The sequence below is a fragment of the Mycobacterium sp. FW102-FHT13B02 genome (assembly GCF_058790275.1).
The window spans coordinates 1-23492 of record NZ_JBYTCM010000027.1 but is presented as its reverse complement, the minus strand read 5'-3'; the positions used below and the strand labels follow the sequence as shown (position 1 = coordinate 23492).

Annotated in this window: 25 protein-coding genes; 20 read left to right on the top strand and 5 right to left on the bottom strand. The window is 68.8% G+C overall.

Annotated elements, in window-relative coordinates; all coding sequences use genetic code 11:
- Positions 1 to 22: 22 nt before the first annotated feature.
- The gene (locus tag AC3WTE_RS28980) at positions 23 to 646 is read right to left on the bottom strand and encodes a TetR family transcriptional regulator (RefSeq protein WP_492442907.1); all 624 of its coding nucleotides are present in this window, start codon (positions 644 to 646) and stop codon (positions 23 to 25) included.
- Positions 647 to 707: 61 nt separating this feature from the next.
- Here AC3WTE_RS28980 and bioB point away from each other — a divergent pair, with 61 nt between their 5' ends.
- Genes bioB through AC3WTE_RS28965 form a run of 3 tightly spaced genes read left to right on the top strand, consistent with a single transcriptional unit; the run spans position 708 to position 2613 of the window.
- Complete coding sequence (gene bioB / locus AC3WTE_RS28975; protein ID WP_020103207.1) at positions 708 to 1715, top strand: biotin synthase BioB; 1008 nt, start codon at positions 708 to 710, stop codon at positions 1713 to 1715.
- Positions 1715 to 1954 carry a biotin synthase auxiliary protein BsaP gene (gene bsaP, locus AC3WTE_RS28970; RefSeq protein WP_043398517.1) on the top strand — a complete coding sequence of 80 codons (240 nt, stop codon included), beginning with the start codon at positions 1715 to 1717 and terminating at the stop codon, positions 1952 to 1954. Before bioB ends, bsaP begins: the two co-directional genes overlap by 1 nt.
- A complete protein-coding gene (locus AC3WTE_RS28965; protein WP_492442906.1) occupies positions 1951 to 2613 on the top strand; it encodes a DUF2567 domain-containing protein in 663 nt (220 codons plus the stop codon). Before bsaP ends, AC3WTE_RS28965 begins: the two co-directional genes overlap by 4 nt.
- On the opposite strand, the gene AC3WTE_RS28960 is transcribed toward AC3WTE_RS28965, so the two are convergent.
- Both AC3WTE_RS28960 and AC3WTE_RS28955 read right to left on the bottom strand, forming a co-directional pair.
- A complete protein-coding gene (locus AC3WTE_RS28960; RefSeq protein WP_492442905.1) occupies positions 2597 to 3925 on the bottom strand; it encodes a lipase family protein in 1329 nt (442 codons plus the stop codon). The two genes, AC3WTE_RS28965 and AC3WTE_RS28960, sit on opposite strands and share 17 nt — an antisense overlap.
- Before the next feature lie 87 nt (positions 3926 to 4012).
- Entirely contained in the window at positions 4013 to 4705 is a 693-nt protein-coding gene (locus tag AC3WTE_RS28955) for an NUDIX hydrolase (RefSeq protein ID WP_492442904.1), read from the bottom strand.
- 48 nt (positions 4706 to 4753) lie between these two features.
- On the opposite strand from AC3WTE_RS28955, the gene nadA reads away from it, so the two are divergent.
- The 4 genes from nadA to AC3WTE_RS28935 all read left to right on the top strand — a co-directional run bounded on the left by nadA (position 4754) and on the right by AC3WTE_RS28935 (position 8873).
- Complete coding sequence (gene nadA, locus AC3WTE_RS28950; protein ID WP_492442903.1) at positions 4754 to 5767, top strand: quinolinate synthase NadA; 1014 nt, start codon at positions 4754 to 4756, stop codon at positions 5765 to 5767.
- A 2-nt stretch (positions 5768 to 5769) separates the two neighbouring features.
- Entirely contained in the window at positions 5770 to 7368 is a 1599-nt protein-coding gene (locus tag AC3WTE_RS28945) for an L-aspartate oxidase (protein ID WP_492442902.1), read from the top strand.
- A gap of 64 nt (positions 7369 to 7432) precedes the next feature.
- Positions 7433 to 8290, top strand: a complete 858-nt coding sequence (gene nadC, locus AC3WTE_RS28940; protein WP_492442901.1) for a carboxylating nicotinate-nucleotide diphosphorylase — start codon at positions 7433 to 7435, stop codon at positions 8288 to 8290.
- 22 nt (positions 8291 to 8312) lie between these two features.
- The gene (locus AC3WTE_RS28935) at positions 8313 to 8873 is read left to right on the top strand and encodes a flagellar basal body-associated FliL family protein (RefSeq protein ID WP_492442900.1); all 561 of its coding nucleotides are present in this window, start codon (positions 8313 to 8315) and stop codon (positions 8871 to 8873) included.
- A 48-nt stretch (positions 8874 to 8921) separates the two neighbouring features.
- Here AC3WTE_RS28935 and AC3WTE_RS28930 read toward each other — a convergent pair whose 3' ends face one another.
- Positions 8922 to 9338: a nitroreductase family deazaflavin-dependent oxidoreductase gene (locus AC3WTE_RS28930; RefSeq protein WP_138231152.1), complete on the bottom strand. Its 417-nt coding sequence runs from the start codon at positions 9336 to 9338 to the stop codon at positions 8922 to 8924.
- 57 nt (positions 9339 to 9395) lie between these two features.
- Here AC3WTE_RS28930 and hisD point away from each other — a divergent pair, with 57 nt between their 5' ends.
- From hisD to hisI, 8 genes are read left to right on the top strand one after another with little or no spacing between them, the layout of a single operon-like run.
- A complete protein-coding gene (gene hisD, locus AC3WTE_RS28925) occupies positions 9396 to 10715 on the top strand; it encodes a histidinol dehydrogenase (RefSeq protein ID WP_492442957.1) in 1320 nt (439 codons plus the stop codon).
- Positions 10715 to 11869 (top strand): histidinol-phosphate transaminase, encoded by a 1155-nt coding sequence (locus AC3WTE_RS28920; RefSeq protein ID WP_492442899.1) that lies wholly within the window; start codon positions 10715 to 10717, stop codon positions 11867 to 11869. The genes hisD and AC3WTE_RS28920 overlap by 1 nt, the downstream gene beginning before the upstream one ends.
- Positions 11866 to 12474 (top strand): imidazoleglycerol-phosphate dehydratase HisB, encoded by a 609-nt coding sequence (gene hisB, locus AC3WTE_RS28915; RefSeq protein ID WP_492442898.1) that lies wholly within the window; start codon positions 11866 to 11868, stop codon positions 12472 to 12474. Before AC3WTE_RS28920 ends, hisB begins: the two co-directional genes overlap by 4 nt.
- Positions 12471 to 13088, top strand: a complete 618-nt coding sequence (gene hisH, locus AC3WTE_RS28910; protein ID WP_492442897.1) for an imidazole glycerol phosphate synthase subunit HisH — start codon at positions 12471 to 12473, stop codon at positions 13086 to 13088. Before hisB ends, hisH begins: the two co-directional genes overlap by 4 nt.
- Positions 13085 to 13816: a bifunctional 1-(5-phosphoribosyl)-5-((5-phosphoribosylamino)methylideneamino)imidazole-4-carboxamide isomerase/phosphoribosylanthranilate isomerase PriA gene (gene priA, locus AC3WTE_RS28905; RefSeq protein ID WP_492442896.1), complete on the top strand. Its 732-nt coding sequence runs from the start codon at positions 13085 to 13087 to the stop codon at positions 13814 to 13816. The genes hisH and priA overlap by 4 nt, the downstream gene beginning before the upstream one ends.
- The gene (locus AC3WTE_RS28900; protein ID WP_492442895.1) at positions 13817 to 14641 is read left to right on the top strand and encodes an inositol monophosphatase family protein; all 825 of its coding nucleotides are present in this window, start codon (positions 13817 to 13819) and stop codon (positions 14639 to 14641) included. It begins immediately after the preceding gene.
- A complete protein-coding gene (hisF, locus tag AC3WTE_RS28895; RefSeq protein WP_492442956.1) occupies positions 14632 to 15411 on the top strand; it encodes an imidazole glycerol phosphate synthase subunit HisF in 780 nt (259 codons plus the stop codon). Before AC3WTE_RS28900 ends, hisF begins: the two co-directional genes overlap by 10 nt.
- A 34-nt stretch (positions 15412 to 15445) precedes the next feature.
- Positions 15446 to 15796: a phosphoribosyl-AMP cyclohydrolase gene (hisI, locus tag AC3WTE_RS28890; RefSeq protein WP_492442894.1), complete on the top strand. Its 351-nt coding sequence runs from the start codon at positions 15446 to 15448 to the stop codon at positions 15794 to 15796.
- Here hisI and AC3WTE_RS28885 read toward each other — a convergent pair.
- Positions 15793 to 16443 (bottom strand): TetR/AcrR family transcriptional regulator, encoded by a 651-nt coding sequence (locus AC3WTE_RS28885; protein WP_492442893.1) that lies wholly within the window; start codon positions 16441 to 16443, stop codon positions 15793 to 15795. The genes hisI and AC3WTE_RS28885 overlap by 4 nt on opposite strands.
- Positions 16444 to 16605: 162 nt before the next feature.
- Here AC3WTE_RS28885 and AC3WTE_RS28880 point away from each other — a divergent pair, with 162 nt between their 5' ends.
- From AC3WTE_RS28880 to atzF, 5 genes are read left to right on the top strand one after another with little or no spacing between them, the layout of a single operon-like run.
- Positions 16606 to 18114, top strand: coding sequence for an amino acid permease (locus AC3WTE_RS28880; RefSeq protein ID WP_492442892.1), 1509 nt, complete (start codon positions 16606 to 16608; stop codon positions 18112 to 18114).
- Positions 18115 to 18146: 32 nt separating this feature from the next.
- A complete protein-coding gene (locus AC3WTE_RS28875; protein WP_492442891.1) occupies positions 18147 to 19007 on the top strand; it encodes an urea amidolyase associated protein UAAP1 in 861 nt (286 codons plus the stop codon).
- Positions 19004 to 19651: an urea amidolyase associated protein UAAP2 gene (locus AC3WTE_RS28870; protein ID WP_492442890.1), complete on the top strand. Its 648-nt coding sequence runs from the start codon at positions 19004 to 19006 to the stop codon at positions 19649 to 19651. Before AC3WTE_RS28875 ends, AC3WTE_RS28870 begins: the two co-directional genes overlap by 4 nt.
- Positions 19652 to 19702: 51 nt before the next feature.
- Entirely contained in the window at positions 19703 to 21724 is a 2022-nt protein-coding gene (locus AC3WTE_RS28865) for a 5-oxoprolinase/urea amidolyase family protein (protein ID WP_492442889.1), read from the top strand.
- Positions 21724 to 23412, top strand: a complete 1689-nt coding sequence (gene atzF, locus AC3WTE_RS28860) for an allophanate hydrolase (protein WP_492442888.1) — start codon at positions 21724 to 21726, stop codon at positions 23410 to 23412. Before AC3WTE_RS28865 ends, atzF begins: the two co-directional genes overlap by 1 nt.
- Positions 23413 to 23492: the final 80 nt, after the last annotated feature.

Genomic DNA, 23492 nt, shown 5'->3' with positions numbered 1-23492 from the left:
TGACGTGGACGGTCTACCGGGTCTACCGGGCTCGGGAGGCGTCAACCGATTGCGCCCGGTCATCTCCGTGTGCGGCCAGCCCGTCGATCAGCAGATTCAGGCCGAAAGTGAAACGGCCGCCGGCGTTTTCGGACCACACCGAGTCGCCGTCGGCCACGGTCGCGCCGGCCGCGTCCCACTGGAGGCGGGACTGTTCGTCGGCGGTGAAGCCCAGCACGTAGTACACGATGGTGCGCGCGGCGAGGCCGGCGTCGTCGGCGGTGAGCCCGGACTCGGCACAGGCCGAGGCCAGGGCCGCCACGATGCGGCTCAGCTCGGCCGACCGTCCGGCGGAGAAACTGGCCGAGACCAGCTCGGCGCCGTCGGTGGCGGACAGCAGGGCGTCGCGCAGTGCCGAGCACAGCGTCACGATGCGGCCGGGCCACTGGCCGCTCACCGGTCCGCTGACCGGAAGGGGAGTCGCGGCCGCCAGCAGGCGGTCGGCGACGGCGCCCAGGAGTTCCTGCTTGTCGGAGAAATGCCAGTACAGCGCGCCTGGGCTGACGCTCAGTTCACGCGCCAGCCTGCGCATGGTCAGGTCGGCGATCCCGTAGTTGTCCAGGATTTCGGCGGCCTTGGCCACCACGTCGCTTCGGTGCAGTTGCACGTCTGTATCCTAAACACCGTTCAAGTTGTAGGCCGCAGTCGGCCTGGAGTGAGGAGTGCCGATGACTCAGGCCGCGACCGATGTACTGGGTGTTGCCCGCGAGCAGGTGCTCGAGCGTGGCGAAGGCTTGAGCCAGGAGCAGGTGCTCGAAGTTCTGCAGCTGCCCGACGACCGGCTGGAAGACCTGCTGGCCCTCGCGCACGAGGTGCGCATGAAGTGGTGCGGTCCCGAGGTCGAGGTCGAGGGCATCATCAGCCTGAAGACCGGCGGTTGCCCCGAGGACTGCCATTTCTGTTCGCAGTCCGGTCTTTTCGCCTCCCCGGTGCGCAGCGCCTGGCTGGACGTCCCGAGCCTGGTCGAGGCCGCGAAGCAGACCGCCAAGACCGGCGCCACCGAATTCTGCATCGTGGCCGCGGTGCGCGGGCCCGACGAGCGTCTGCTGGCCCAGGTGGCCGCCGGCATCGAGGCCATCCGCAACGAGGTCGACATCCAGATCGCGTGCTCGCTGGGCATGCTCGATCAGGAGCAGGTCGACCGGCTCAAGGCCATGGGCGTGCACCGCTACAACCACAATCTGGAGACCTCGAAGTCGTACTTCCCGAACGTCGTCACGACCCACACCTGGGAAGAGCGTTGGAAGACGCTCGAGATGGTGCGCGAGGCCGGCATGGAGGTCTGCTGCGGCGGCATCCTCGGCATGGGTGAGACGCTGGAGCAGCGCGCCGAGTTCGCCGCCAACCTGGCCGAGCTGAACCCGCACGAGGTGCCGCTGAACTTCCTGAACCCGCGCCCGGGCACGCCGTTCGGCGACCTGGAGGTGCTGCCGGCCGCTGACGCGCTGCGCGCTGTCGCCGCGTTCCGCTTGGCCATGCCGCGCACCATGCTGCGCTTCGCCGGTGGCCGTGAGATCACGCTCGGCGACCTGGGCGCCAAGCAGGGCATCCTGGGCGGTATCAACGCCGTCATCGTCGGCAACTACCTGACGACGCTGGGACGCCCGGCCGAGTCCGACCTGGAACTGCTGGACGATCTGCAGATGCCGATCAAGGCCCTCAACGCCACGCTGTGATGACCCGCGAATTGCCCGCACCGGTCAGTGCCGGCAAGTTCAACGTGTACACCGGTGTCGCGGCGGATGCCGTCGACGGCGCCGTGATGCCGACCACGGCCCAGCTCGGTCTGGAAGCGCCCCGGTTCTGCGCCGAATGCGGCCGACGCATGGTGGTGCAGGTGCGCCCCGACGGGTGGTGGGCCAAGTGCTCACGGCACGGGGTGGTGGACTCGAAGGACCTGGAGACCCAAAGGTGACCGAAGGCGTCCAGCGTGCCGAAATGGTGCAGCCGCCGAAGCTTTCGCATCGCGCGGCCGCGCTGCGGGTCGTCGTCGGGTTGACACTGACCGGCGCGCTCGGTGGGGTGCTGTGGGCGTTTCTGGCGCCACCTGTCGACGCTGTCGTGGCGTTGACGAAGAAGGGCCAGCGCATTCACGGGTATTTCGGTGACGAGGCGGACCGGGTGTTCCTCGGCGCTGCGCTGGCGGTTGGCCTGCTGACGGTGATCGCCGTGCTGGCCGCCACGCTGGTGTGGCAGTGGCGGGCACATCGCGGGCCGGTCCTGGCCGGCGCACTGGCGCTCGGCAATGTGGCTGCGGCCGGAGCGCTCACCGGTGTCGGTGCCGTCGTCGCTCATTGGCGCTACGGGACGCCGGACCTTGCGGCTACGGCGTTGTCTCCCGAGCATCGGGTGGGCTACCTCGTCGAGGCGGCGCCGGTGTTCTTCGGCCACTCGCCGTGGGTTGTCGCGACGACGCTGTTCTTCCCGGCCGGCGTCGCCGCGCTGGTGTACCTCTTCTGCACGTTGGCGACCAAGCGCGACGATCTGGGTGCCTGGCCGCCGGTGGAGCCGACGCCGCCGGCGGGTGTGGTGCTGCCGACCGCCGATGCGGTTGCGGCTACCGACGCCCAATAGGAAGGCCCAGCAGCACCTTCGTGCTGACCACACCGAGCTTGATCAAGCCGAGGTAGGTCGCCGGGTTCAGCAGGACCGGCCACGACGTACGCACGGTGGGGCCCAACGGCTTACCGGCGAACCGGTCGGCCAGCCAGCTCAGTGCCATCGGTGCGGCCAGCGGGTGCAGGGCGATGTGCTCGCTGAGGATGTCCCGGTGGTAGGTCACGTGCGAGCCGCCCATGACGTAGGTGTCGATCAGCTCGTCGATGTTGCCGACCGCGATGATCTGGTCGTACACGGCCTGCATCACCAGCAGCGGCGGCGTCGGCGCGGTCTTGCCCAGCTTGATGCTCTCGAAGACGTGCTGCACCTCGGGAGTGTCGAGCACTTCATGCAGCGGCTTCTTCAGCAGGCTGCCCATGTCGAGTCCGGCGTGCCGGACGACGGCCTCGACGGTCGTCATGCCCTTGATGTTGCGCAGCATCGCTTTGCCGGCCTCGGTGGCATGCTCGTGGATGACGCGGTTCAGGCCCGGGTAGATGTGCATGAGCGCCGCGATGACGGTGGCCGGTAGGCCGGCTTTGGCGGTGCCGTTCAGCTGGTGGAACACATTGCCCAGGTTGGCGACCGGCGAGCCGAGGGCGGCGCCGACGACGTTGAGCTCAGGTGCGTAGCCTGCGCATTCCTCCGCGGCCCAGGAGCTGGCGAGGCCGCCGCCCGAGTAGCCCCACAGGCCGATCGGTGCGTCGGCGTACAAGCCGAGTGATTCGGTGTTTATGGCGGCGCGCAGGCCATCGAGGATGTGGTAGCCGGGCTGGTGCGGGGCGCCCCAGATGCCGTCGGTGCCTTCGTGGTCGGGGACGGACACGGCCCAGCCCTGCGCGAGGACCGCGGCGATGAGCATGTATTCGAGCTGCGCCACCGAGCCGAGGGCCCGGGCCCGGTGCCGTAGGGCGTAGGACGGGAAGCAGGCGTCGGAGACCGCGTCGATGGCGCACTGGTACGACACGATGGGGCAACGACTGTCCGGGTTGTGGTCCACGGGCAGCAGCACGGTGGTCACCGCCGCCTGCGGTGCGCCGCCCAGGTCAGTGCTGCGGTACAGCAGCTGCGTGGCGGTAACGCCCTGGGGGATGACGCCCATGAAGCCGAGCTCGACGTCGCGGGACCGCAGGACGGTCCCGGGCGTGGTGAGCTCGAAGCCGACGGGCGGCATGTAGAACGCGTCGTCGCTGGGTCGCAGGGGGCGGATGCCGGACTGCAGCTCCTCGTGGTACGGCTGGCCGATCCACTCGGCGTCGAACGCCCTGGCTGCGTTGCCCATGGTCATCGGCAAATCATGTCTTAAGGAACCCTTAAAAACCAATTCCGGCTCGCGAAATGTGGCCGTAAAGTGATCTACGTCACGGTGCGTAGGTTAACTAGGTGGGCGTAGCGCGGCGAACTCGTCGGTGACGCGGTATGTCGAGTCGGTGAACCGGTACAGCGCGGCCGGCCGGCCGCCGCTGCGTCCGGAACGCGCGGTCGTGCCCGTCGGGGTGATGACGCCGCGGCGGGCCAGCACGCGCTGCAGGTTGGTCGGATCCACCTGGTGGCCCAGCGTGGCGGCGTAGATGTCGCGCAGCGTAGTGAGCGTGAATTCCTTTGGTGCCAAGGCGAATCCGATGTTGGTGTAGGACATCTTGGCGACCAGCCGGGCGTGGGCGTGGGTGATCATCGGGCCGTGGTCGAAGGCCATTGGGGGCAGTGCCGACACCGGATGCCAGCGCGTGTCGGCCGGCAGTTCGGGTGTGGCGGGGGAGGGCACCAGGCCGAGGAAGGTCGAGGCGATGGTGCGCGGTCCGGGCACACGTCTGGGATCGGAGAAGACCGCGAGTTGCTCGAGGTGGGTCAGTTGGCGCAGGTCGACCTTCTCGGCAAGTTGACGGCGGACTGAACTCGTCATGTCTTCGTCGTGTCGCAGCTGGCCGCCGGGTAGGGACCACGCGCCGCGCTGCGGTTCCATGGCACGTTCCCATAGCAGCACGCTGAGCTGCGGCTTTTTGCTGGCGAGGGCACGCACCTGAAACACGACGGCGAGCACTTCATGCGCAGTGCTAGTATGTGGCATGTTTTCGATCATAAGTCGAAAACCTGGCCAGGTTCAAAGGAGACGGCCATGACGGTTCTGGACCGTGCGATGGAGTCAGGCGGGTTCGGCGACGTAGTCGCCGACGCGCAGTGGGCGGACGAGGTGCGCCGCCTGGCGAAAGAACGCAACGCCACGATCCTCGCGCACAACTACCAGCTGCCCGAGATTCAGGACATCGCCGACCACGTGGGCGACTCGCTGGCGCTGTCCCGTATCGCGGCAGACGCCGCCGAGGACACCATCGTGTTCTGCGGTGTGCATTTCATGGCCGAGACCGCGAAGATCCTGTCGCCGGCCAAGACCGTCCTGATCCCGGACCAGCGGGCGGGCTGCTCGCTGGCCGATTCGATCACCGCGGACGACCTGCGGGCCTGGAAGGCCGACTACCCGGACGCGGTGGTGGTGTCCTACGTGAACACCACCGCGGCCGTCAAAGCACTCACCGACATCTGCTGCACGTCGTCCAACGCCGTCGAGGTGGTCGCCTCGATCCCCGCGGACAAGACCGTGCTGTTCTGCCCCGACCAGTTCCTCGGTGCGCACGTGCGCCGCATGACCGGACGGGACAACCTGCACATCTGGGCCGGGGAGTGCCACGTGCATGCCGGCATCAACGGTGACGAGCTCGCCGACCAGGCCCGCTCGCACCCCGACGCCGAACTGTTCGTGCACCCCGAATGTGGTTGTGCGACATCGGCTCTGTACCTGGCGGGCGAGGGCGCCGTGCCCGACGACCGGGTGAAGATCCTGTCCACCGGCGGCATGCTCGACGCCGCCCGGGATACCCAGGCCAAGCAGGTGCTGGTCGCCACCGAGATCGGCATGCTGCACCAGTTGCGCCGGGCCGCACCCGAAACCGAATTCCTGGCCGTCAATGATCGGGCCTCCTGCCCCTACATGAAGATGATCACGCCGGCCGCGCTGCTGCGCTGCCTGCGCGACGGTGCGGACGAAGTTCACGTCGACGAGGACGTCGCAGCCGCAGCTCGGTTGAGCGTGCAGCGCATGATCGGGATCGGACAGCCCGGCGGCGGGGAATAGTGATGAGGGCCTCCACGCCCGGGAGGCTGGCCGCGTGCGGCGGACGCGGCTATTGGCGCCAACGAGCTGACGTCGTCGTCGTCGGCACGGGCGTCGCCGGTCTGGCCGCCGCCCGCGCGGCGCAACTGGCCGGCAGCCGCGTCGTGGTCGTCGGCAAGTCCGGTGAGACAGCCACTGCGTACGCACAGGGTGGCATCGCGGTCGTCATCCCCGACACCGATGACTCGGTGCAGGCGCACGTCGCCGACACGGTCGCGGCCGGCGCCGGTCTGTGCGACGTCGAGGCGGTCACCTCGATCGTCGCCGACGGTTATGCCGCGGTACGCGAATTGGTCGGTGCCGGTGCGGCTTTCGATGAAGTGAGTCCGGGGGACTGGTCGCTGACCCGCGAGGGCGGGCACAGCCGCCGCCGCATCATCCACGCCGGCGGCGACGCCACCGGCGCCGAGGTGCAACGGGCACTGGCGGCCGCGACGCAGACGCTGGACATCCGGCCCAATCATGTTGCGCTGCAGGTGCTGCACCACGATGGCGTGGTCAGCGGACTGCTGGTCCTGAGCCCTGAGGGACCCGGGGTGCTGACGGCGCCGTCGGTGATCCTGGCGACCGGCGGGCTGGGTCAGCTGTACACCGCGACCACCAACCCCGACGGGTCCACCGGCGACGGCATCGCCCTCGCGCTGCGCGCCGGACTAGCGGTCCGCGACATCGAGTTCATCCAGTTCCACCCCACCATGCTGTACACCGGCGCGGCCGGTGGTCGTTGCCCGTTGATCACCGAAGCGCTGCGCGGCGAAGGGGCGATCCTGCGTGACCGCCACGGCGACCCGGTCACCGACGGCGTGCACCCGATGGGCGACCTGGCGCCGCGCGACATCGTGGCCGCGGCCATCGATGCGCGGCTGTCCGCCACCGGCGACGACTACGTCTACCTCGACGCCCGCGGTGTCCCCGACGTCGCCGCCCGGTTCCCGACCGTCACGGCCGCATGCCTGGCCGCCGGTATCGACCCTGCGCGTCAACCGATTCCGGTGGTACCCGGCGCCCACTACAGCTGCGGTGGTGTGGCCACCGACGTGCACGGGCGCACCGAGATGGCGGGCCTGTTCGCGGCCGGCGAGGTCGGACGCACCGGTATGCACGGCGGCAACCGCCTGGCCTCCAACAGCCTGTTGGAAGGACTGGTCGTCGGTGGCCGGGCCGGTCGCGCGGCGGCCGAGCAGGCCCGCGGCGCCGGCGGAAACCGCGTCCCGGAACCGGATTTGGGCACGCGGCCCGCAGTGGATCGGGTTGCGCTTCAACAGGGCATGACGCGTTACGCATCCGTCGTGCGCGACGCCGCGGGACTGGGACACCTGGGCGAATTGCTGGCCGGGGCACGTGGCAAGACCATGACGGACCGGACCGCCGTCGAGGATGCGGCACTGACGGTGACGGCGGCGGCGGTCGCGGCGGCCGCGGCGGCGCGGGCCGAATCCCGCGGCTGCCACCACCGCAGCGACCGGCCGGACCGAGATTCGGCGTTCGGGGTATCCATCGATGTTCGGCTGGACGGCAACGGCTGTGCCGTAGCGGCGATGCCGGTAGCAGTGGGTTTGTGATGAGCGCTCGCGCGAAGATCAGCGAGAGTGCGCAGTGCATCCGTTCGAGGAAGAGAAGGTTCTGATGTCGCTCAGTGCAGCGGAATTGGCGGACGCGCACGCGGTCATCGATCGCGCGCTCGACGAAGACCTGCGTTACGGCCCGGACGTCACCTCGGTGGCGACGGTGCCCGCCGACGCCACCACCGTCGCGTCGATGGTGCCGCGGCAGGCGGGTGTCATCGCCGGCCTGGACATCGCGGTTCTGGTGCTGGACAAGGTGATCGGCGCGGGCGCCTACCAGATCAGGGACCGGGCCGAGGACGGCGCGGAGGTCAAACCCGGCGACGCGGTGCTGACCGTCGAGGCACCGACGCGGGCCCTGCTGACGGCCGAACGCACCATGCTCAACATCGTCTGCCACCTGTCGGGTATCGCGTCGGAGACGGCCCGTTGGGTGCACGAAGTGTCCGGAACCGACGCGGCCATCCGCGATACCCGAAAGACCTTGCCGGGATTGCGGTTACTGCAGAAGTACGCCGTGCGGGTCGGCGGCGGCGTGAACCACCGGCTGGGGCTCGGCGATGCCGCGCTGATCAAGGACAACCATGTCGCGGCCGCGGGGTCGGTGCTCGCGGCCCTGCAGGCGGTGCGTGCGGTGGCGCCGGATCTCCCGTGTGAGGTCGAGGTGGATTCGCTCGAGCAGCTCGACGAAATCCTCGGTGAAAACGTCGAATTGGTCTTGCTGGACAACTTCCCGGTCTGGCAGACGCAGATCGCGGTGCAGCGCCGCGATGCCCGCGCGCCCGGCACCAAGCTGGAATCGTCGGGCGGTCTGAGCCTGGACTCGGCCGCGGCCTATGCCGCGACCGGGGTGGACTACCTCGCTGTCGGCGCCCTGACACATTCGGTGCGGGTCCTCGACGTCGGACTCGATACGTAGCTCGGCCGCTACTATCACGGTCATGCCAGAAGACGAGAAGTCCGAAGACAAGACCACCACGCTGAGCAAGGCGGCCAAGGACTCCGGCGCGACGTCGGCGTCGGGTGGCGGATCGGTGTCCGTCACGCAGATCATCGCGATCGCCGCCGTGGTCATCGGCCTGATCGCTGCCGCTATCGGGGGCTACGCCTTGTACGAGGTGAAGCACCAGGACAAGACGTACACGCAGGCCGAGCAGGACGCCGCCAAGATCGTCGTGTGTGACGCCATGAAGACCGTCAGCAAGGGCATCGCGATCAACACCAACCTGACGCCTCCCGGCGGGCCGCAGGACACGACGGGCGCGCTGGCCGTGGCGGCCAACGCGCGCCTGGCGCTGATCACCGGTGGCCAGTACCTGTTGAACCGGATCGATCCGGCCGCCCCGGCCGACCTGGCGACGGCCGCGCGGAAGTACGCGAACACGCTGCTGGACATCGGGGCTGCGGCGACGTCCGGCGCGCAGACCGACGATCCGCAGCAGAAGGTGCGCCTGGATGACGCCGGCGCCGACAGCAAGCAGGTCGACGACATCTGCAAGTAGTCGCCGAGGCAACGATGGCCACGCTGGGTTCCAGCGTGGCCATCATTGTCAGTGGGCGATGTCGGCGACGAAGACGCCGGTGCGCTTCGCCGCCATCTGTGCGATGCGCGGCAGCGACGGATCGACGGTGCCTGCCGGCAGTACCCGCGGGTTGACCAGGTGCAGGTCTTTCCGCGACACGTGGATGTCGGCTTCGCCGGCGGCCAGCACGTTTTTGACCCAGTTGGTCTTGCCGTGGGCCAGGGCGACCGCCAGCACGTCGCCCTTGCGGTACGACGTGACGATGGTCTCGAATTCCTTGCCCGACGTGCGGCCGCGGTGCTTGATGACCGAGAAACCGGGGAGCTTCTTGGACAGTGGGCGCAACGCCGGGTTGATGTACTTGATCTGGAAGTTTTCCAACCACACCGGGAAGATCATCGGCACACCGGCCGCGTTGTTGGGGTGTTCCTGACGGCTTGACATTGACGCCTCCGAATTCGATTTGGCCTGCTCTGGGAGAATAGTGGGGTGAACACTGCAGTGAAGCTCGCGCGTATCGATTTGCGAGGTCAGCAGCTGTCCGCGGCGCAGTTGCGAGCGGTGCTGCCCCGGGGCGGTGTCGACGTCGATTCGGTGCTGCCCAAGGTGCGCCCGATCGTCGACGCGGTGGTCGAACGCGGCGCGGTGGCGGCCCTCGAATACGGAGAGTCCTTCGACGGCGTGCGGCCGGCCGCCGTGCGCGTCCCCCAAGCCGAGCTGGACGCTGCGCTGACCGGGTTGCCCGCCGACGTGCGGGTGGCGCTCGAGGTTGCCATCGAGCGGACCCGCGCCGTGCACGCCGACCAGCGTCGCACCGACACCGTCACGACCCTCGCGCCGGGGGCGACCGTCACCGAACGCTGGGTCCCGGTCGAGCGCGTCGGGCTGTACGTGCCGGGCGGCAACGCCGTCTACCCGTCCAGTGTCGTGATGAACGTCGTGCCGGCCCAGACCGCCGGCGTCGACTCGCTGGTGATCGCCAGCCCGCCGCAGAAGGACCACGGTGGTCTGCCGCACCCGACCATCCTGGCTGCCGCCGCGCTACTCGGGGTCGACGAGGTGTGGGCCGTCGGCGGCGCCCAGGGCATCGCGTTGCTGGCCTATGGCGGCGTGGACACCACGGGTGACGAGCTCGCACCGGTCGACATGATCACCGGGCCAGGCAACATCTTCGTCACCGCGGCCAAGCGCATCTGCCGCTCCCAGGTGGGCATCGATGCCGAGGCCGGCCCGACGGAGATCGCGATCCTGGCCGACAACTCGGCCAGCCCGGTGCACATCGCCGCCGATCTGATCAGCCAGGCCGAGCACGACGAGATGGCCGCCAGCGTACTGGTCACCACCAGTGAGAAGCTGGCCGACGCCACCGACGTCGAGGTGGCCGCGCAGGTCGCCACCACGCTGCACCGCGAGCGCGTGACGGTCGCGCTGAACGGCAAGCAGTCGGCCATCGTGCTGGTCGACGATCTCGACGTCGGTGTGCGGGTGGTCAACGCCTACGCCGCCGAGCACCTCGAGATCCAGACAGCCGACGCCGCACAGGTCGCCGGCCGAATCCGTTCCGCCGGGGCGATTTTCGTCGGCGCCTGGTCGCCGGTGAGCCTCGGCGACTACTGCGCCGGGTCCAACCACGTGCTGCCGACCGCCGGCTGCGCACGGCACTCCAGTGGCCTGTCCGTCCAGACGTTCCTGCGCGGCATCCACGTCGTCGACTACACCGAGGCGGCCCTCAAAGACGTTGCGGGTCATGTGGTCACGTTGGCCACGGCAGAGAACCTGCCGGCGCACGGTGAGGCCGTGCGCCGGAGGTTCGAGCAGTGATGAGCCGCTTGCGCGAAGAACAGAGTGGCCCGGTGAACAGCAAAATATCTCTGGCCGACCTACCCCTGCGCGACAACCTGCGGGGCAAGTCGCCCTACGGCGCACCGCAATTGGCGGTGCCGGTGCGGCTCAACACCAACGAGAACCCGCACCCGCCGACGCAGGCGCTGATCGACGACGTCGCCGAGACCGTGCGTGCGGCGGCTGCCGAGCTGCACCGCTACCCGGATCGCGACGCCATGGCACTGCGGACCGACCTGGCCGCGTACCTGCAGGCGCAGACCGGTGTCGCGTTGACCGCGGAGAACCTTTGGGCGGCAAACGGTTCCAATGAAATCCTGCAGCAGCTGCTGCAGGCGTTCGGCGGTCCGGGCCGCAGCGCCATCGGTTTCGTGCCGTCGTACTCGATGCATCCGATCATCTCCGACGGCACCCAGACCGAGTGGCTGTCGGCAACCCGGGCGGCCGACTTCGGGCTGGACATGGATGTGGCGGTCGCGGCGATCCGAGACCAGCAGCCGGACGTGGTGTTCGTGACCAGCCCCAACAACCCGACCGGGCAGAGCGTTCCGCTCGACGACCTGCGGCGATTGCTCGACGTCACGCCAGGCGTGCTGATCCTGGACGAGGCATACGGCGAATTCTCGTCGCAGCGCAGCGGTGTCGAACTGCTGGCCGACTACCCGGCCAAGCTGATCATCAGCCGCACCATGAGCAAGGCCTTCGCCTTCGCCGGAGGCCGGTTGGGCTACCTGGTGGCCGACCCCGCGGTCATCGACGCGATGCTGTTGGTGCGGTTGCCGTACCACCTCTCGGTGCTGACCCAGGCCGCGGCGCGTGCGGCGTTGCGGCATGCCGACGAGACGCTGAGCAGCGTCGCCACCTTGGCCGCCGAGCGCGACCGCGTGGCGGCTGCCTTGTCCGACATGGGTTTCCGGGTCATTCCCAGCGATGCCAACTTCATCCTGTTCGGGGAGTTCGCCGACGCCGCGGCGACCTGGCAACGCTACCTGGACGCCGGCGTGCTGATCCGCGATGTCGGAATCCCCGGATTCCTGCGCACCACCGTCGGTTTGGCCTCGGAGAACGACGCCCTGCTCGAAGTCAGCGCCAAGCTCGCCGCATCGGAACTAGCCCCACAAGGAGTTTCATGACCCGCCGCGCCCGCGTGGAACGCACCACCAAAGAGTCGAGTATTCAGGTCGAAATCGATCTCGACGGCACCGGCCAGGTCGACATCAGCACCGGCGTGCCGTTCTTCGACCACATGCTGACCTCCCTGGGGACGCACGCCAGCTTCGATCTGACGGTGCACGCCAAGGGTGACGTCGAGATCGAGGGCCACCACACCGTCGAGGACACCGCGATCGTTCTCGGTCAGGCGCTCGGCGAGGCCTTGGGGGACAAGAAGGGCATCCGGCGCTTCGGTGATGCGTTCATCCCGATGGACGAGACCCTGGCCCATGCGGCCGTTGATGTTTCGGGCCGCCCGTACTTCGTGCACACCGGCGAACCGGAGTCCATGGTGTCCTTCACCATCGCCGGTGCCGCGGTCCCGTACCACACCGTGATCAACCGGCACGTGTTCGAGTCGCTGGCCTTCAACGCGAAGATCGCGCTGCACGTGCGGACGCTGTACGGCCGCGACCCGCACCACATCACCGAGGCGCAGTACAAGGCCGTGGCCCGGGCGCTGCGCCAGGCTGTCGAGCCGGACCCGCGGGTGGCCGGGGTGCCGTCGACAAAGGGCACTCTGTGAGAAAGAAGCTCGTCGTCCTGGACTACGGTTCGGGCAATCTCCGGTCCGCGCAGCGCGCACTCGAGCGGGTGGGCGCTGACGTCGAGGTGACTGCTGACGCCGCGGCTGCCGCCGCCGCGGACGGACTCGTGGTGCCCGGCGTCGGTGCCTACGAAGCGTGCATGACGGGTCTGCGTTCGATCGGCGGGGAGAAGATCATCGCCGACCGTCTCGTCGCGGGTCACCCCGTGCTCGGCGTATGCGTCGGAATGCAGATCCTGTTCTCGAAGGGTGTGGAGTTCGGTGTCCAGACCGAGGGCTGCGGGCAGTGGCCCGGCGAGGTCACCCGGCTCGATGCGCCGGTGATCCCGCACATGGGCTGGAATACCGTCGACGCCGCTGCGGGCAGCACCCTGTTCAAGGGGCTCGGCCCGGACACGCGGTTCTATTTCGTGCATTCCTACGCCGCCCAGCAGTGGGGCGGCCACGCCGACGCGAAGGTCACCTGGGCCACGCATCACGTGCCGTTCATCGCCGCTGTCGAAGACGGCGCGTTGTCGGCAACACAGTTTCATCCGGAGAAGAGCGGCGACGCAGGTGCGACGCTGTTGGCGAATTGGGTTGAGGGGCTATGAGTTTGATTTTGTTGCCGGCCGTTGACGTGGTCGACGGCAAGGCGGTGCGGCTGGTGCAGGGCAAGGCCGGCAGCGAGACCGATTACGGTTCGGCGCTGGAGGCGGCGCAGACCTGGCAGCGCGACGGCGCCGAGTGGGTGCACCTGGTGGACCTGGACGCCGCGTTCGGCCGGGGCAGCAACCGGGAACTGCTGGCCGAGGTGGTCGGCAAACTCGATGTGGCCGTGGAGCTTTCCGGCGGCATCCGCGATGACGCCTCACTCAAGGCGGCCATGGACACCGGCTGCGCCCGGGTGAACATCGGCACCGCCGCGCTGGAGAGCCCGCAGTGGTGCAAGCGCGCCATCGGCGAGTACGGCGACCGCGTGGCGGTCGGCCTGGATGTGCAGTTCGAGAACGGCAGCTGGCGCCTGCGTGGCCGTGGCTGGGAGACCGACGGCGGCGATCTGTGGGAGGTGCTGGAACGCCTTGACAGCGAAGGCTGCTCGCGTTACGTCGTCACCGATGTCACCAAGGACGGCACGCTGACCGGACCGAACCTGGAGCTGCTGAGCACCGTGGCCGGCCGCACCAAGGCACCGATCATCGCGTCGGGCGGGGTGTCGAGCCTGGACGACCTGCGGGCCATCGCCACGCTCACCGGCCAGGGCGTCGAGGGCGCGATCGTCGGAAAGGCCTTGTACGCCGAGCGGTTCACGCTGCCCGAGGCATTGGCCGCTGTGCGATAGATGGGTGAAGTGATCGAACCGGCGAGGTTGGCAGAGCTGGTCGCGACAGCGACCGGCGTCCTCGACGACGCTGTTGCGCCCTTCATCGCCGGGCACCAGGCCGACGCGGCAGTTCGCAAGAAGGGCAACGACTTCGCCACCGAGATCGATTTGGCCATCGAGCGGCAGGTGGTCGCGGCACTGACGTCGGCGACCGGGATCGGTGTGCACGGTGAGGAATTCGGCGGTGCGCCCATCGATTCCGAACTGGTGTGGGTGCTGGACCCGATCGACGGCACGTTCAACTATGCCGCCGGTTCGCCCATGGCGGCGATCCTGCTCGGCCTGCTATGGCGGGGTACCCCGGTCGCCGGGCTGACCTGGCTGCCGTTCATGGGCCAGCGGTACGTCGCGACGGTGGATGGCCCTGTCCGCGACGGGGACTCGGTGTTGCCGCCGTTGGCTCCGTCCACACTGGCCGACTCGATTATCGGCATCCAGACCTTCAACATCGAGTCGAAGGGCCGGTTCCCCGGGCGGTGGCGCAACGCGGTGCTGTCGGGCCTGACCCGGGAGTGCTCGCGGGTGCGGATGCATGGCGCCACCGGCCTGGATTTGGCCTACGTCGGCGCCGGCATCCTCGGTGGCGCAATCAGTTTCGGTCACCACATCTGGGACCACGCCGCGGGCGTGGCGCTGGTGCGTGCCGCTGGCGGCATCGTCACCGACCTCGCCGGCGAGCCCTGGACCGTCGAGTCCAAGTCGGCGCTGGCCGCCGCTCCCGGCGTGCACGAGAGGATGCTGGAGATCGTGAAGTCCGTTGGTGTGCCGGAGGAATACCTGTGAGTCTCGCAACCCGTGTCATCCCGTGCCTGGACGTCGACGGCGGCCGCGTGGTCAAGGGCGTCAACTTCGAAAACCTCAGGGACGCCGGTGATCCCGTCGAGCTGGCCGCCGCGTATGACGCCGAGGGCGCGGACGAGCTGACGTTCCTGGACGTGACGGCCTCGTCGTCGGGCCGCTCGACCATGCTCGAGGTGGTGCGGCGCACCGCCGAGCAGGTGTTCATCCCACTGACCGTCGGCGGTGGCGTCCGCTCGGTCGAGGACGTCGACACCCTGCTACGGGCGGGTGCCGACAAGGTCTCGGTCAACACCGCGGCCATCGCCCGGCCCGAGCTCCTGTCGGAGCTGTCGCGTCAGTTCGGTTCGCAGTGCATCGTGCTGTCGGTGGATGCTCGCACCGTGCCCGAAGGATCTGATCCGACACCGTCCGGCTGGGAGGTGACCACACACGGTGGTCGCCGCGGTACCGGCATCGACGCTGTCGAATGGGCAGTCCGGGGAGCGGAACTCGGCGTCGGAGAGATCCTGCTGAACTCCATGGACGCCGACGGCACCAAAGCCGGGTTCGACCTGGCGATGCTGCGGGCGGTGCGCGCCGCGGTGAGCGTGCCGGTGATCGCCAGCGGGGGAGCCGGCGCCGTCGACCACTTCGCGCCGGCGGTGCAGGCCGGCGCCGATGCGGTGCTGGCCGCGAGCGTGTTCCACTTCCGCGAGCTGACCATCGGTCAGGTGAAGGATGCGATGGCGGCTGAAGGGATCACCGTTCGATGAGCGAAGCGACATCGGCGAATGAAGGTCCGGTGCGATGAGTGCTCTCGATCCGAATATTGCCGCGCGCATCAAGCGCAATGAGGCCGGGCTGTTCACGGCCGTGGTGCAGCAGCGGGGCACCGGCGACGTCCTGATGGTCGCCTGGATGGACGACGACGCGCTGGCCCGCACACTGGAAACCCGTGAGGCGACGTACTTTTCCCGCTCGCGCGGCCAGCAGTGGGTCAAGGGGTTGACGTCCGGACACACGCAGCACGTGCACTCGGTGCGGTTGGACTGCGACGGTGACGCCGTGCTGCTCGAGGTCGACCAGGTCGGCGGGGCTTGCCACACCGGCGATCACAGCTGCTTCGACGCAGACCTCCTGCTCGCCCCCGAGTCCTAGCCGGCGTCGGACAGGTGCTGGTGGACCAGTGCCCGTCCCTCGGCCCGCAGCGCGTCGTCGACATCGACGCCCAGCACCCGCAGCGCCGCATCAGCGATGGCGGCGGCCACCTCATCACCGGCGATGCCGGGATCGTCGACGCGCTGCGCGATGACCGTTTCGGTCAGGCGCACCGGTAAGCCGCAGCGGAACTCGTCGTGGCCGCCCATGACGTCGACCGCGAGCTGGCGGTAGACGGCATGCAGCTCACGCCGCCGGTGGTGGAAGCCCTCGATGCCGTCGACCTCCGGCAGCAGATACAGCCGGCCCAGGTTCCACGGGACGGACAACAGGTTGGCCGCGTCGCCTGCCGTCACCGCCCACAGCGCGGCCCGCGGATCCTCCACCAACCGCGTCACACGCCGCGCGAAGTCCAGCGACGGCACCACCGTCGCATCGAGTAGTGCTTCGAGAATGGCTTCCTTGTTGGGGAAGTGGTGGTACAGCGAGGCCTGCCGGATGCCGACCGCCTCGGCGATGGACCGCGTCGAGGTCACGGTGAACCCCTGCGTCACGAAGAGTTCCCCGGCGGCGTCGAGGATCTGCTCGACGGCGGTACTGCCGGGGCGTAGGGCATCGCGATGGCGGGGGCGGCCTGGGCGGCTCATGCCACTACTGTGCCACCTGCGGTCATCCGCGCATCGCCGCCTCGCGTGAAACTCAACTGTTACATCGCGACCCACGACGGAAACGTCGGTGACCCTTCTGCGTCACGCTTTCCATTAATTCTGTCAGTTGACAGGTATTAATCTCTGAAGAAGCGGGATCGGATGACATTGACCAACGCGTCGCCGGCGGACCACGACGATCTCGCCGAGTTCGGCTACGACCAACAGCTGCACCGCTCGCTGGGCAAGTTCGCCTCGTTCGCGGCCGGCTTCTCGTTCGTCTCGATCCTCACCACGATCTTCCAATTGTTCGGCCTCGGTTACGGTTTCGGTGGTCCGGCGTTCTTCTGGACCTGGCCTGCGGTATTCATCGGCCAGTTCGCGGTGGCCCTGTGCTTCGCCGAACTCGCCGCGCGGTACCCGATCTCGGGAGCCATCTACCAGTGGGCCCGTCGTCTCGGCGGTGAGGTGGTCGGCTGGTTCGGCGGCTGGTTCATGATCCTCGCGCAGATCATCACGGCGTCGGCCGCGGCCATCGCACTGCAGGTGGTGCTGCCGGCGGTGTGGTCGGGTTTCCAGATCATCGGCACCGACACCGCTCTCACGTCCGCGGACGGAGCGGCCAACGCGGTGCTACTGGGTACCGCGCTCCTGGTGATCACCACCACGATCAATTGCATCGGAGTCCGCTGGATGTCGCGGGTGGCGACCATCGGGGTCTGCTGCGAGATCGTCGGCGTCATCGCGGTCGTCGGCGTGTTCTTCACTCATGCCCAGCGCGGTCCTCAGGTCGTTTTCGACACCGGCGCAGCGGGCCCCGGGTACGGCTGGGCCTGGATCGCCTCCGGCCTGATGGCCGCGTACGTCATGGTCGGCTTCGGTTCCGCCGGTGAACTCGCCGAGGAGACTCGCGACGCGCGCCGGGTCGCCCCGCGCACCATCCGCTCGGCGCTCACCGTCTCCGCGCTCGGCGGTGGACTGATGATCATCGGTGCCCTGATCGCCGCGCCGAGCCTGACCGATGGGCGCCTGGCGACGGAGGGCCTGCCCTACGTGCTGGCTGCGGTGCTGTCCTCGCCGTGGGGGACCTTGCTCCTCGTCGATGTCGCCATCGCAATCTTCATCTGCACCTTGGCCATTCAGACCGCGGCCACCCGCCTGATGTTCTCCATGGCACGCGACCACCGGCTGCCGTTCTCGTCGCTGCTGTCCCGCGTCAATCCGGCTACCGGGACGCCCATTCCGCCGGCCATCGTGGTCGGTGTCGCCTGTGTCGGCGTGCTGTTGGTCAACGTCGGCAACTCCGCGATCTTCGCGACGCTCGCCAGCGTCTGCATCATCGCGATCTACATCGCCTACCTGCTGGTGACGGCACCGCTGCTGGTGCACCGGCTGCGGGGAATGCGTTGGGACGCAACGGTCACCGATGCCGGTGGACGGCCGCTCTTCTCGATGGGCCGCTGGGGACTGCCGATCAATGTGTTCGCGGTGGTGTACGGCATGGCCATGGTGATCAACCTGGCCTGGCCGCGGCCGGAGATCTACGACCCGACGGGCACCATGCCACTGCTGGTCTGGGCCGGGCCGTTCACCATCGCCGCCATCGTCGCGCTCGGTGCCCTGTGCTTCCCGTACCGCCGGCAACACCCCCGCCCCGTCGGGTCGCTCTGACCCTCCAATCCGCAACTGCCGAAAGGATTCTCGTGACTGCCTCGTCCACCTCAACAACCGCTGCCGCCCGAGCGCACGCCCGCGCCCAGGCCGGCACTCCCGCGGCGGCCATGCCCGTCGTCCCGGCATCGCGGTGGCCGAGGCCGCCCGCCGGTGTCGACGCCGACCGTCTGACCTGGGCCGAAACGGTGCCCGGCGGCCGCTACACCAACAAGGTGCTGGCCCGCGGGACACGGTTGCGACTCACCGACATCGACGGGCGCGCGTGCGCGCACCTGCTGTTGTGGCGCGCCGACGCCCCGTGGGAGCGGCTCAACACCGCCGACACCGTCAAGGTGCCGTGGCAGGCGTACCTCGGTACCGGCCATCCGCTGCTCGATGACCAGGGGCGGGTCCTGGCGACCATCGTCGCCGACACCTCGGCTCACCACGATGCGCTGTGCGGCACCACAACCCGCGCCCAGAACGAAGCCCGCTACGGGGCCGGCACGGCTCATTCGGACAGCCCGGCCGGCCGCGAGCTCCTGGTGCTCGCCGCGCTCAAGCACGGTCTCGGACCGCGCGACGTCGGCCCCGGGGTGTCGTTCTTCCACGGCGTCCGCGCCGACGATGCGGGTCAACTGGAGTCGACGGGCTCGGCCGGCCCCGGCGCCACCGTCGAATTGATCGTGCATCTGCCGGTGATCGTGGCGATTGCCAATACCGCGCATCCGCTCGACCCCGACCCGAACTTCACCACCTCCGACCTGGAGGTCCTGGCCTGGTCCGCTCCTGACGACCTCGCCGAGCTGGCCGTCCGCGCCGAGACCATCGGGCCCGAATACGAACGCGCCCACCGCAACACCGAAGACATCTGGACCGCACTGCATCTCACCGAAGGAGCATCCGCATGAGCACCGCAATCGGCTCGGTCCCCGCGCTGGTTTCCGGCACGACCATCCGCGACGAGATCGTCGAAGCTCGCGGCCCCTGGTCGGCGATCATCACGGCCGGCGATGTGCTGACCATCGTCGACCTGCACGGCAACCAGGCTGTCGATACCCTGATCTACGGGGCGCACGACACGTCGCGGCGCTATAGCGCGCAGACCACCATCACGGCGCAGCGGTCACTGTTCGTCGGCACCGGAACAGTGCTGCGGGACAGCGACGGTGGGGCACTGATGACCGTCGTGGCCGACGAAGTGGGCAACCACGACACCGTCGGCGGCGCCTGCTCGCAGGAGTCCAACACGCTGCGCTACGGCCACCACACGCGTCACCAGCACGCCTGCGTGGAGAACTTCCTGATCGAAGGCGCGCGCTACGGCCTCGGAAAGCGTGATCTGGCACCGAATCTCAACTTCTTCATGAATGTGCCGGTCGAGGCCGACGGCACCCTCGGCATCGTCGACGGGCTGTCGGCGCCGGGTCTGCGGGTGGCGCTGCGGGCCGACACCGACGTCCTCGTGTTGGTGTCGAACTGCCCGCAGATCAACAACCCGTGCAACGGCTTCGATCCGACGCCGGTACGGATGATCGTCACCCGCCCGTCCTGATCCAGGTTGACACACCGCGTTGAGCAGAGGAGTGCCCGCATGGCGCCATCGATGACCGAGCCCCCCATCACCGTGCTGCGGCCGGGACCGAGTACCACCGTTCAGGACTGGCCGGGCCGCATCGGCTACTGGCAGGTGGGTGTGCCCCCGTCAGGGCCGATGGACGACCTGTCTCTGCGGCTGGCCAACCTCGCGGTCGGTAACGCCGAAGGAGCGCCCGGCCTGGAGGCGACGATGGCCGGCCCGACACTGGGATTCGACGAAGCGACCGTCGTCTGCGTCACCGGTGCTCCGGTATCGGTGACCCTCGACGGGGTGCCGGCGCGGCAATGGGCGCCCATTGCGGTCCCGGAGGGCGGCGTGCTCGAGATCGGCGCGGTGCAGGGCGTCGGGATGCGCATTTACATCGCAGTGGCAGGTGGGATCGAGGCCGAGGCCTACCTCGGCTCGCGCTCGACGTTCACGCTCGGGAAGTTCGGCGCGGGTGGCCGGGCCCTGGCCGCCGGTGACCGCCTCGACGTGGGTGCCGCGGTGGGCCGTCCGCGCCGACTCACCGATGAGGAGGTCCCCTCGATCGGCCACGAATGGCGGCTGGCGGTCACCGAAGGACCGCACGGTGCGCCGGAGTTCTTCACCCGCGCCGATATCGAAACCCTTTACGAGGCCACGTATCTGGTGGACCACAACCTCGACCGCACCGGTGTCCGCCTGGTCGGGCCGAAGCCGCAGTGGGCCCGGACGGACGGCGGTGAGGCCGGTCTGCATCCCTCCAACATTCACGACACCCCGTATTCGGTTGGCGCACTGGACTTCACCGGTGATACCCCGATCCTGCTGGGCCCGGACGGCCCGAGCCTCGGCGGTTTCGTCTGCCCGGTGACGGTGACGTCCGCGGACCGCTGGAAGCTCGGGCAGCTCACCCCGGGTGACCGGGTGCGCTTCGTGCCCGTGCGGGCCAGCGCTGCGGCGCCGCTGGCGGCCCTGGGCATGTCGCGGCGGGCGGCCTCGCCGGTGGTGCGGAGCCCGCGCGGTGACGGCGACGACGGTGTGCTGCACCGCGGCGTCACCGGGGACGGCACGACGTCGATGACGTTGCGCCGCAGTGGTGATGACAACCTGCTCGTCGAATACGGCACCATGACACTGGATCTGGTGCTGCGGGCGCGGGTGCACGCGCTGCACACCGCCATCGAGGCCAACCGGCCCCGCGGAATCATCGACCTGACGCCCGGAATCCGTTCGCTGCAGGTCAAGTTCGACGCCGCGCTCACCGATCATCAGACGATGACGGCGTTCGTGCTCGACATCGAGTCCGCGCTCGGGCCCGTCGACCAGTTGGTGCTGCCGAGCCGCTCGGTGCGGTTGCCGCTCAGCTGGGACGACCCCACCATCCGGCTGGCCATCGACCGGTACCGCAACGGCGTGCGCGACGACGCCCCGTGGTGCCCGAGCAACATCGAGTTCATCCGGCGCATGAACGGCCTGGACTCACAGCAGGACGTGTTCGACATCGTCCACGCGGCAAGTTATCTCGTGCTCGGCCTTGGCGATGTCTACCTGGGCGCGCCTGTCGCCACGCCGGTCGATCCGCGGCACCGGGTGGTCACCACCAAATACAACCCGGCCCGCACCTGGACACCGGAGAACGCGGTGGGGATCGGTGGTGCCTATCTCTGCATCTACGGCATGGAAGGCCCGGGTGGCTACCAGCTGATGGGCCGTACCACCCAGGTGTGGAACCACCGGTTCCCGCTGTCGGCGCCGGGTTTCGAGCCCGGGCAGCCCTGGTTGCTGCGGTTCTTCGACCAGGTGTCGTGGTATCCGGTGTCCTCCGAGGAACTGACCGACCTGCGCGCCGACGTGGCCGCAGGGCGCGGCGCCGTGGACATCACCGATGGCGAGTTCCGGATCGCGGATTATCTGGACTTCCTGTCGCGTGAGGCCGACGACATCGCCGCGGTGCGACAACGGATGACGATTGCGCGGGGCGAGGAGCGGGCCCGCTGGGAGGCCAGCGGCGAGATCGGCGCACGCAAGAAGCCGTGCGCCACAACAGGACAGGAAGTCGCGTGATGGATCGGATCAGCGCCGCGTTCGCGGCCATCGCCCAGCGACCGGAAGCCTTCATCACCGTGCGCGACGAAGACGTGGTGCGCCAGGAATTTTCGAGGGCGCAGGGCCCGCTGGCTGGCCAGCTGCTTGCCGTCAAGGACAACGTCGACGTCGCCGGTTTGCCCACCACTGCGGCGTGCCCGGGTTATGCCTACACCCCGGAAGCCGATGCACCGGCGGTGGCGGCGCTGCGGGCGGCCGGTGCGGTGGTGATCGGCAAGACCAACCTGGATCAGTTCGCCACCGGGCTCGTCGGCACCCGAAGCCCGTACGGTGCGGTGCGCGACGCACGGCGACCGGACCGGATCTCGGGCGGTTCGTCGTCGGGTTCGGCCGTCGCGGTGGCCATCGGTGCGGCCGACATCGGAATCGGTACGGACACTGCAGGATCCGGTCGGGTCCCGGCGGCCTATCAGGGCCTGGTCGGGATCAAGGGCACCATTGGTCTGGTGTCGACCACGGGCGTCGTCCCAGCCTGCCCGAGCTACGATTGCGTGACTGTTCTCGCTCGCGACCTGGCTACGGCAGAGCGCGCCATGGCGGTCATGGCCACGACGACACAGCGGCCTTGGCCCACCTCGACCCACTTCGCCGCCCCGGCCGCCCCGGTCCTGGCGGTGCCGACCGAACTCCCGGCGATGGCTCCCGGTTGGGCTGCCGCGTTCGAGCGGGCAGTCGACGCCGCGCGCGCCGCCGGCATGCGCATCGTGCCCATCGATCTGACGGACTTCCTGGCCGCCGCGCGCCTGCTGTACGACGGCGCACTGGTCGCCGAACGCACGGAAGCGGTGGGGGACTTCATCACCGGGGCGGGGGAAGACAACGACCTCGATGCCGGTCTCGATCCGACGGTCGCGGCCATCATCTCCGCCGGTGGTGCCCACACCGCGACGGGGTTGCTGCGCGATCGCCACACGCTGGATGGCCTGCGCCAGCGGGCGTTCCGCACGCTGGGGGAGTGCGACGCGCTGCTGGTCCCCACCGCGCCGCTGCAGCCGACGTTGGCGGAGGTAGCGGCCGACCCGGTCGGTGTCAACGCCAGGATCGGCACCTACACCAACTTCTGCAATCTGTTCGACATGTGCGGGGTCGCGGTGCCGGCCGGTGAGGTCGTCGAATCCGACGGCACCACAGCCCAATTCGGGGTGACCGTGCTGGGCCGGGCATTCGATGATGCTGTGGTGGCGGATATCGCGGCCCGGCTGAGCGGCGGCGAGCGTCGTGCGGTGCCGTCCTGGCCGGAGCAGGCGGGAGCCGGTGTGCTGACGCTCGTGGTCGCCGGCGCGCATCTGCGGGACCAGCCGCTGGCCGGACAGCTTCACGATCTCGGGGCACGGTGGGACGGCCCGGCCCGCACGGCCGAGCGCTACCGCATGACGGCGCTGCCGTCGGGCAAGCCCGCGCTGGTGCGGCTGCCGCACGGTGGGCGAGCCTTCGAGGTGGAACGCTGGGCGCTTTCGCCCGCGGCGCTCGGGAAGTTCTTGGCAGCCCTGCCGACGCCGATGGGTCTGGCGGCGGTGGAACTAGACGACGGGTCGTGGGAGACCGGGTTCGTATGCGCTGACGAAGAAGCCATCGCGGCACCAGACATCTCGGAGTTCGGCGGCTGGCGCGCCTATCTGAGGGCCCGGGAGTTCGCTACCCGGTGATTTGTGCACGATTTTCCGCGTCTGGTGGTTGTTGCGTTTTGATTGAGCGTGTCTGGGTGTTTTGACCTGGCGTTTCGGCA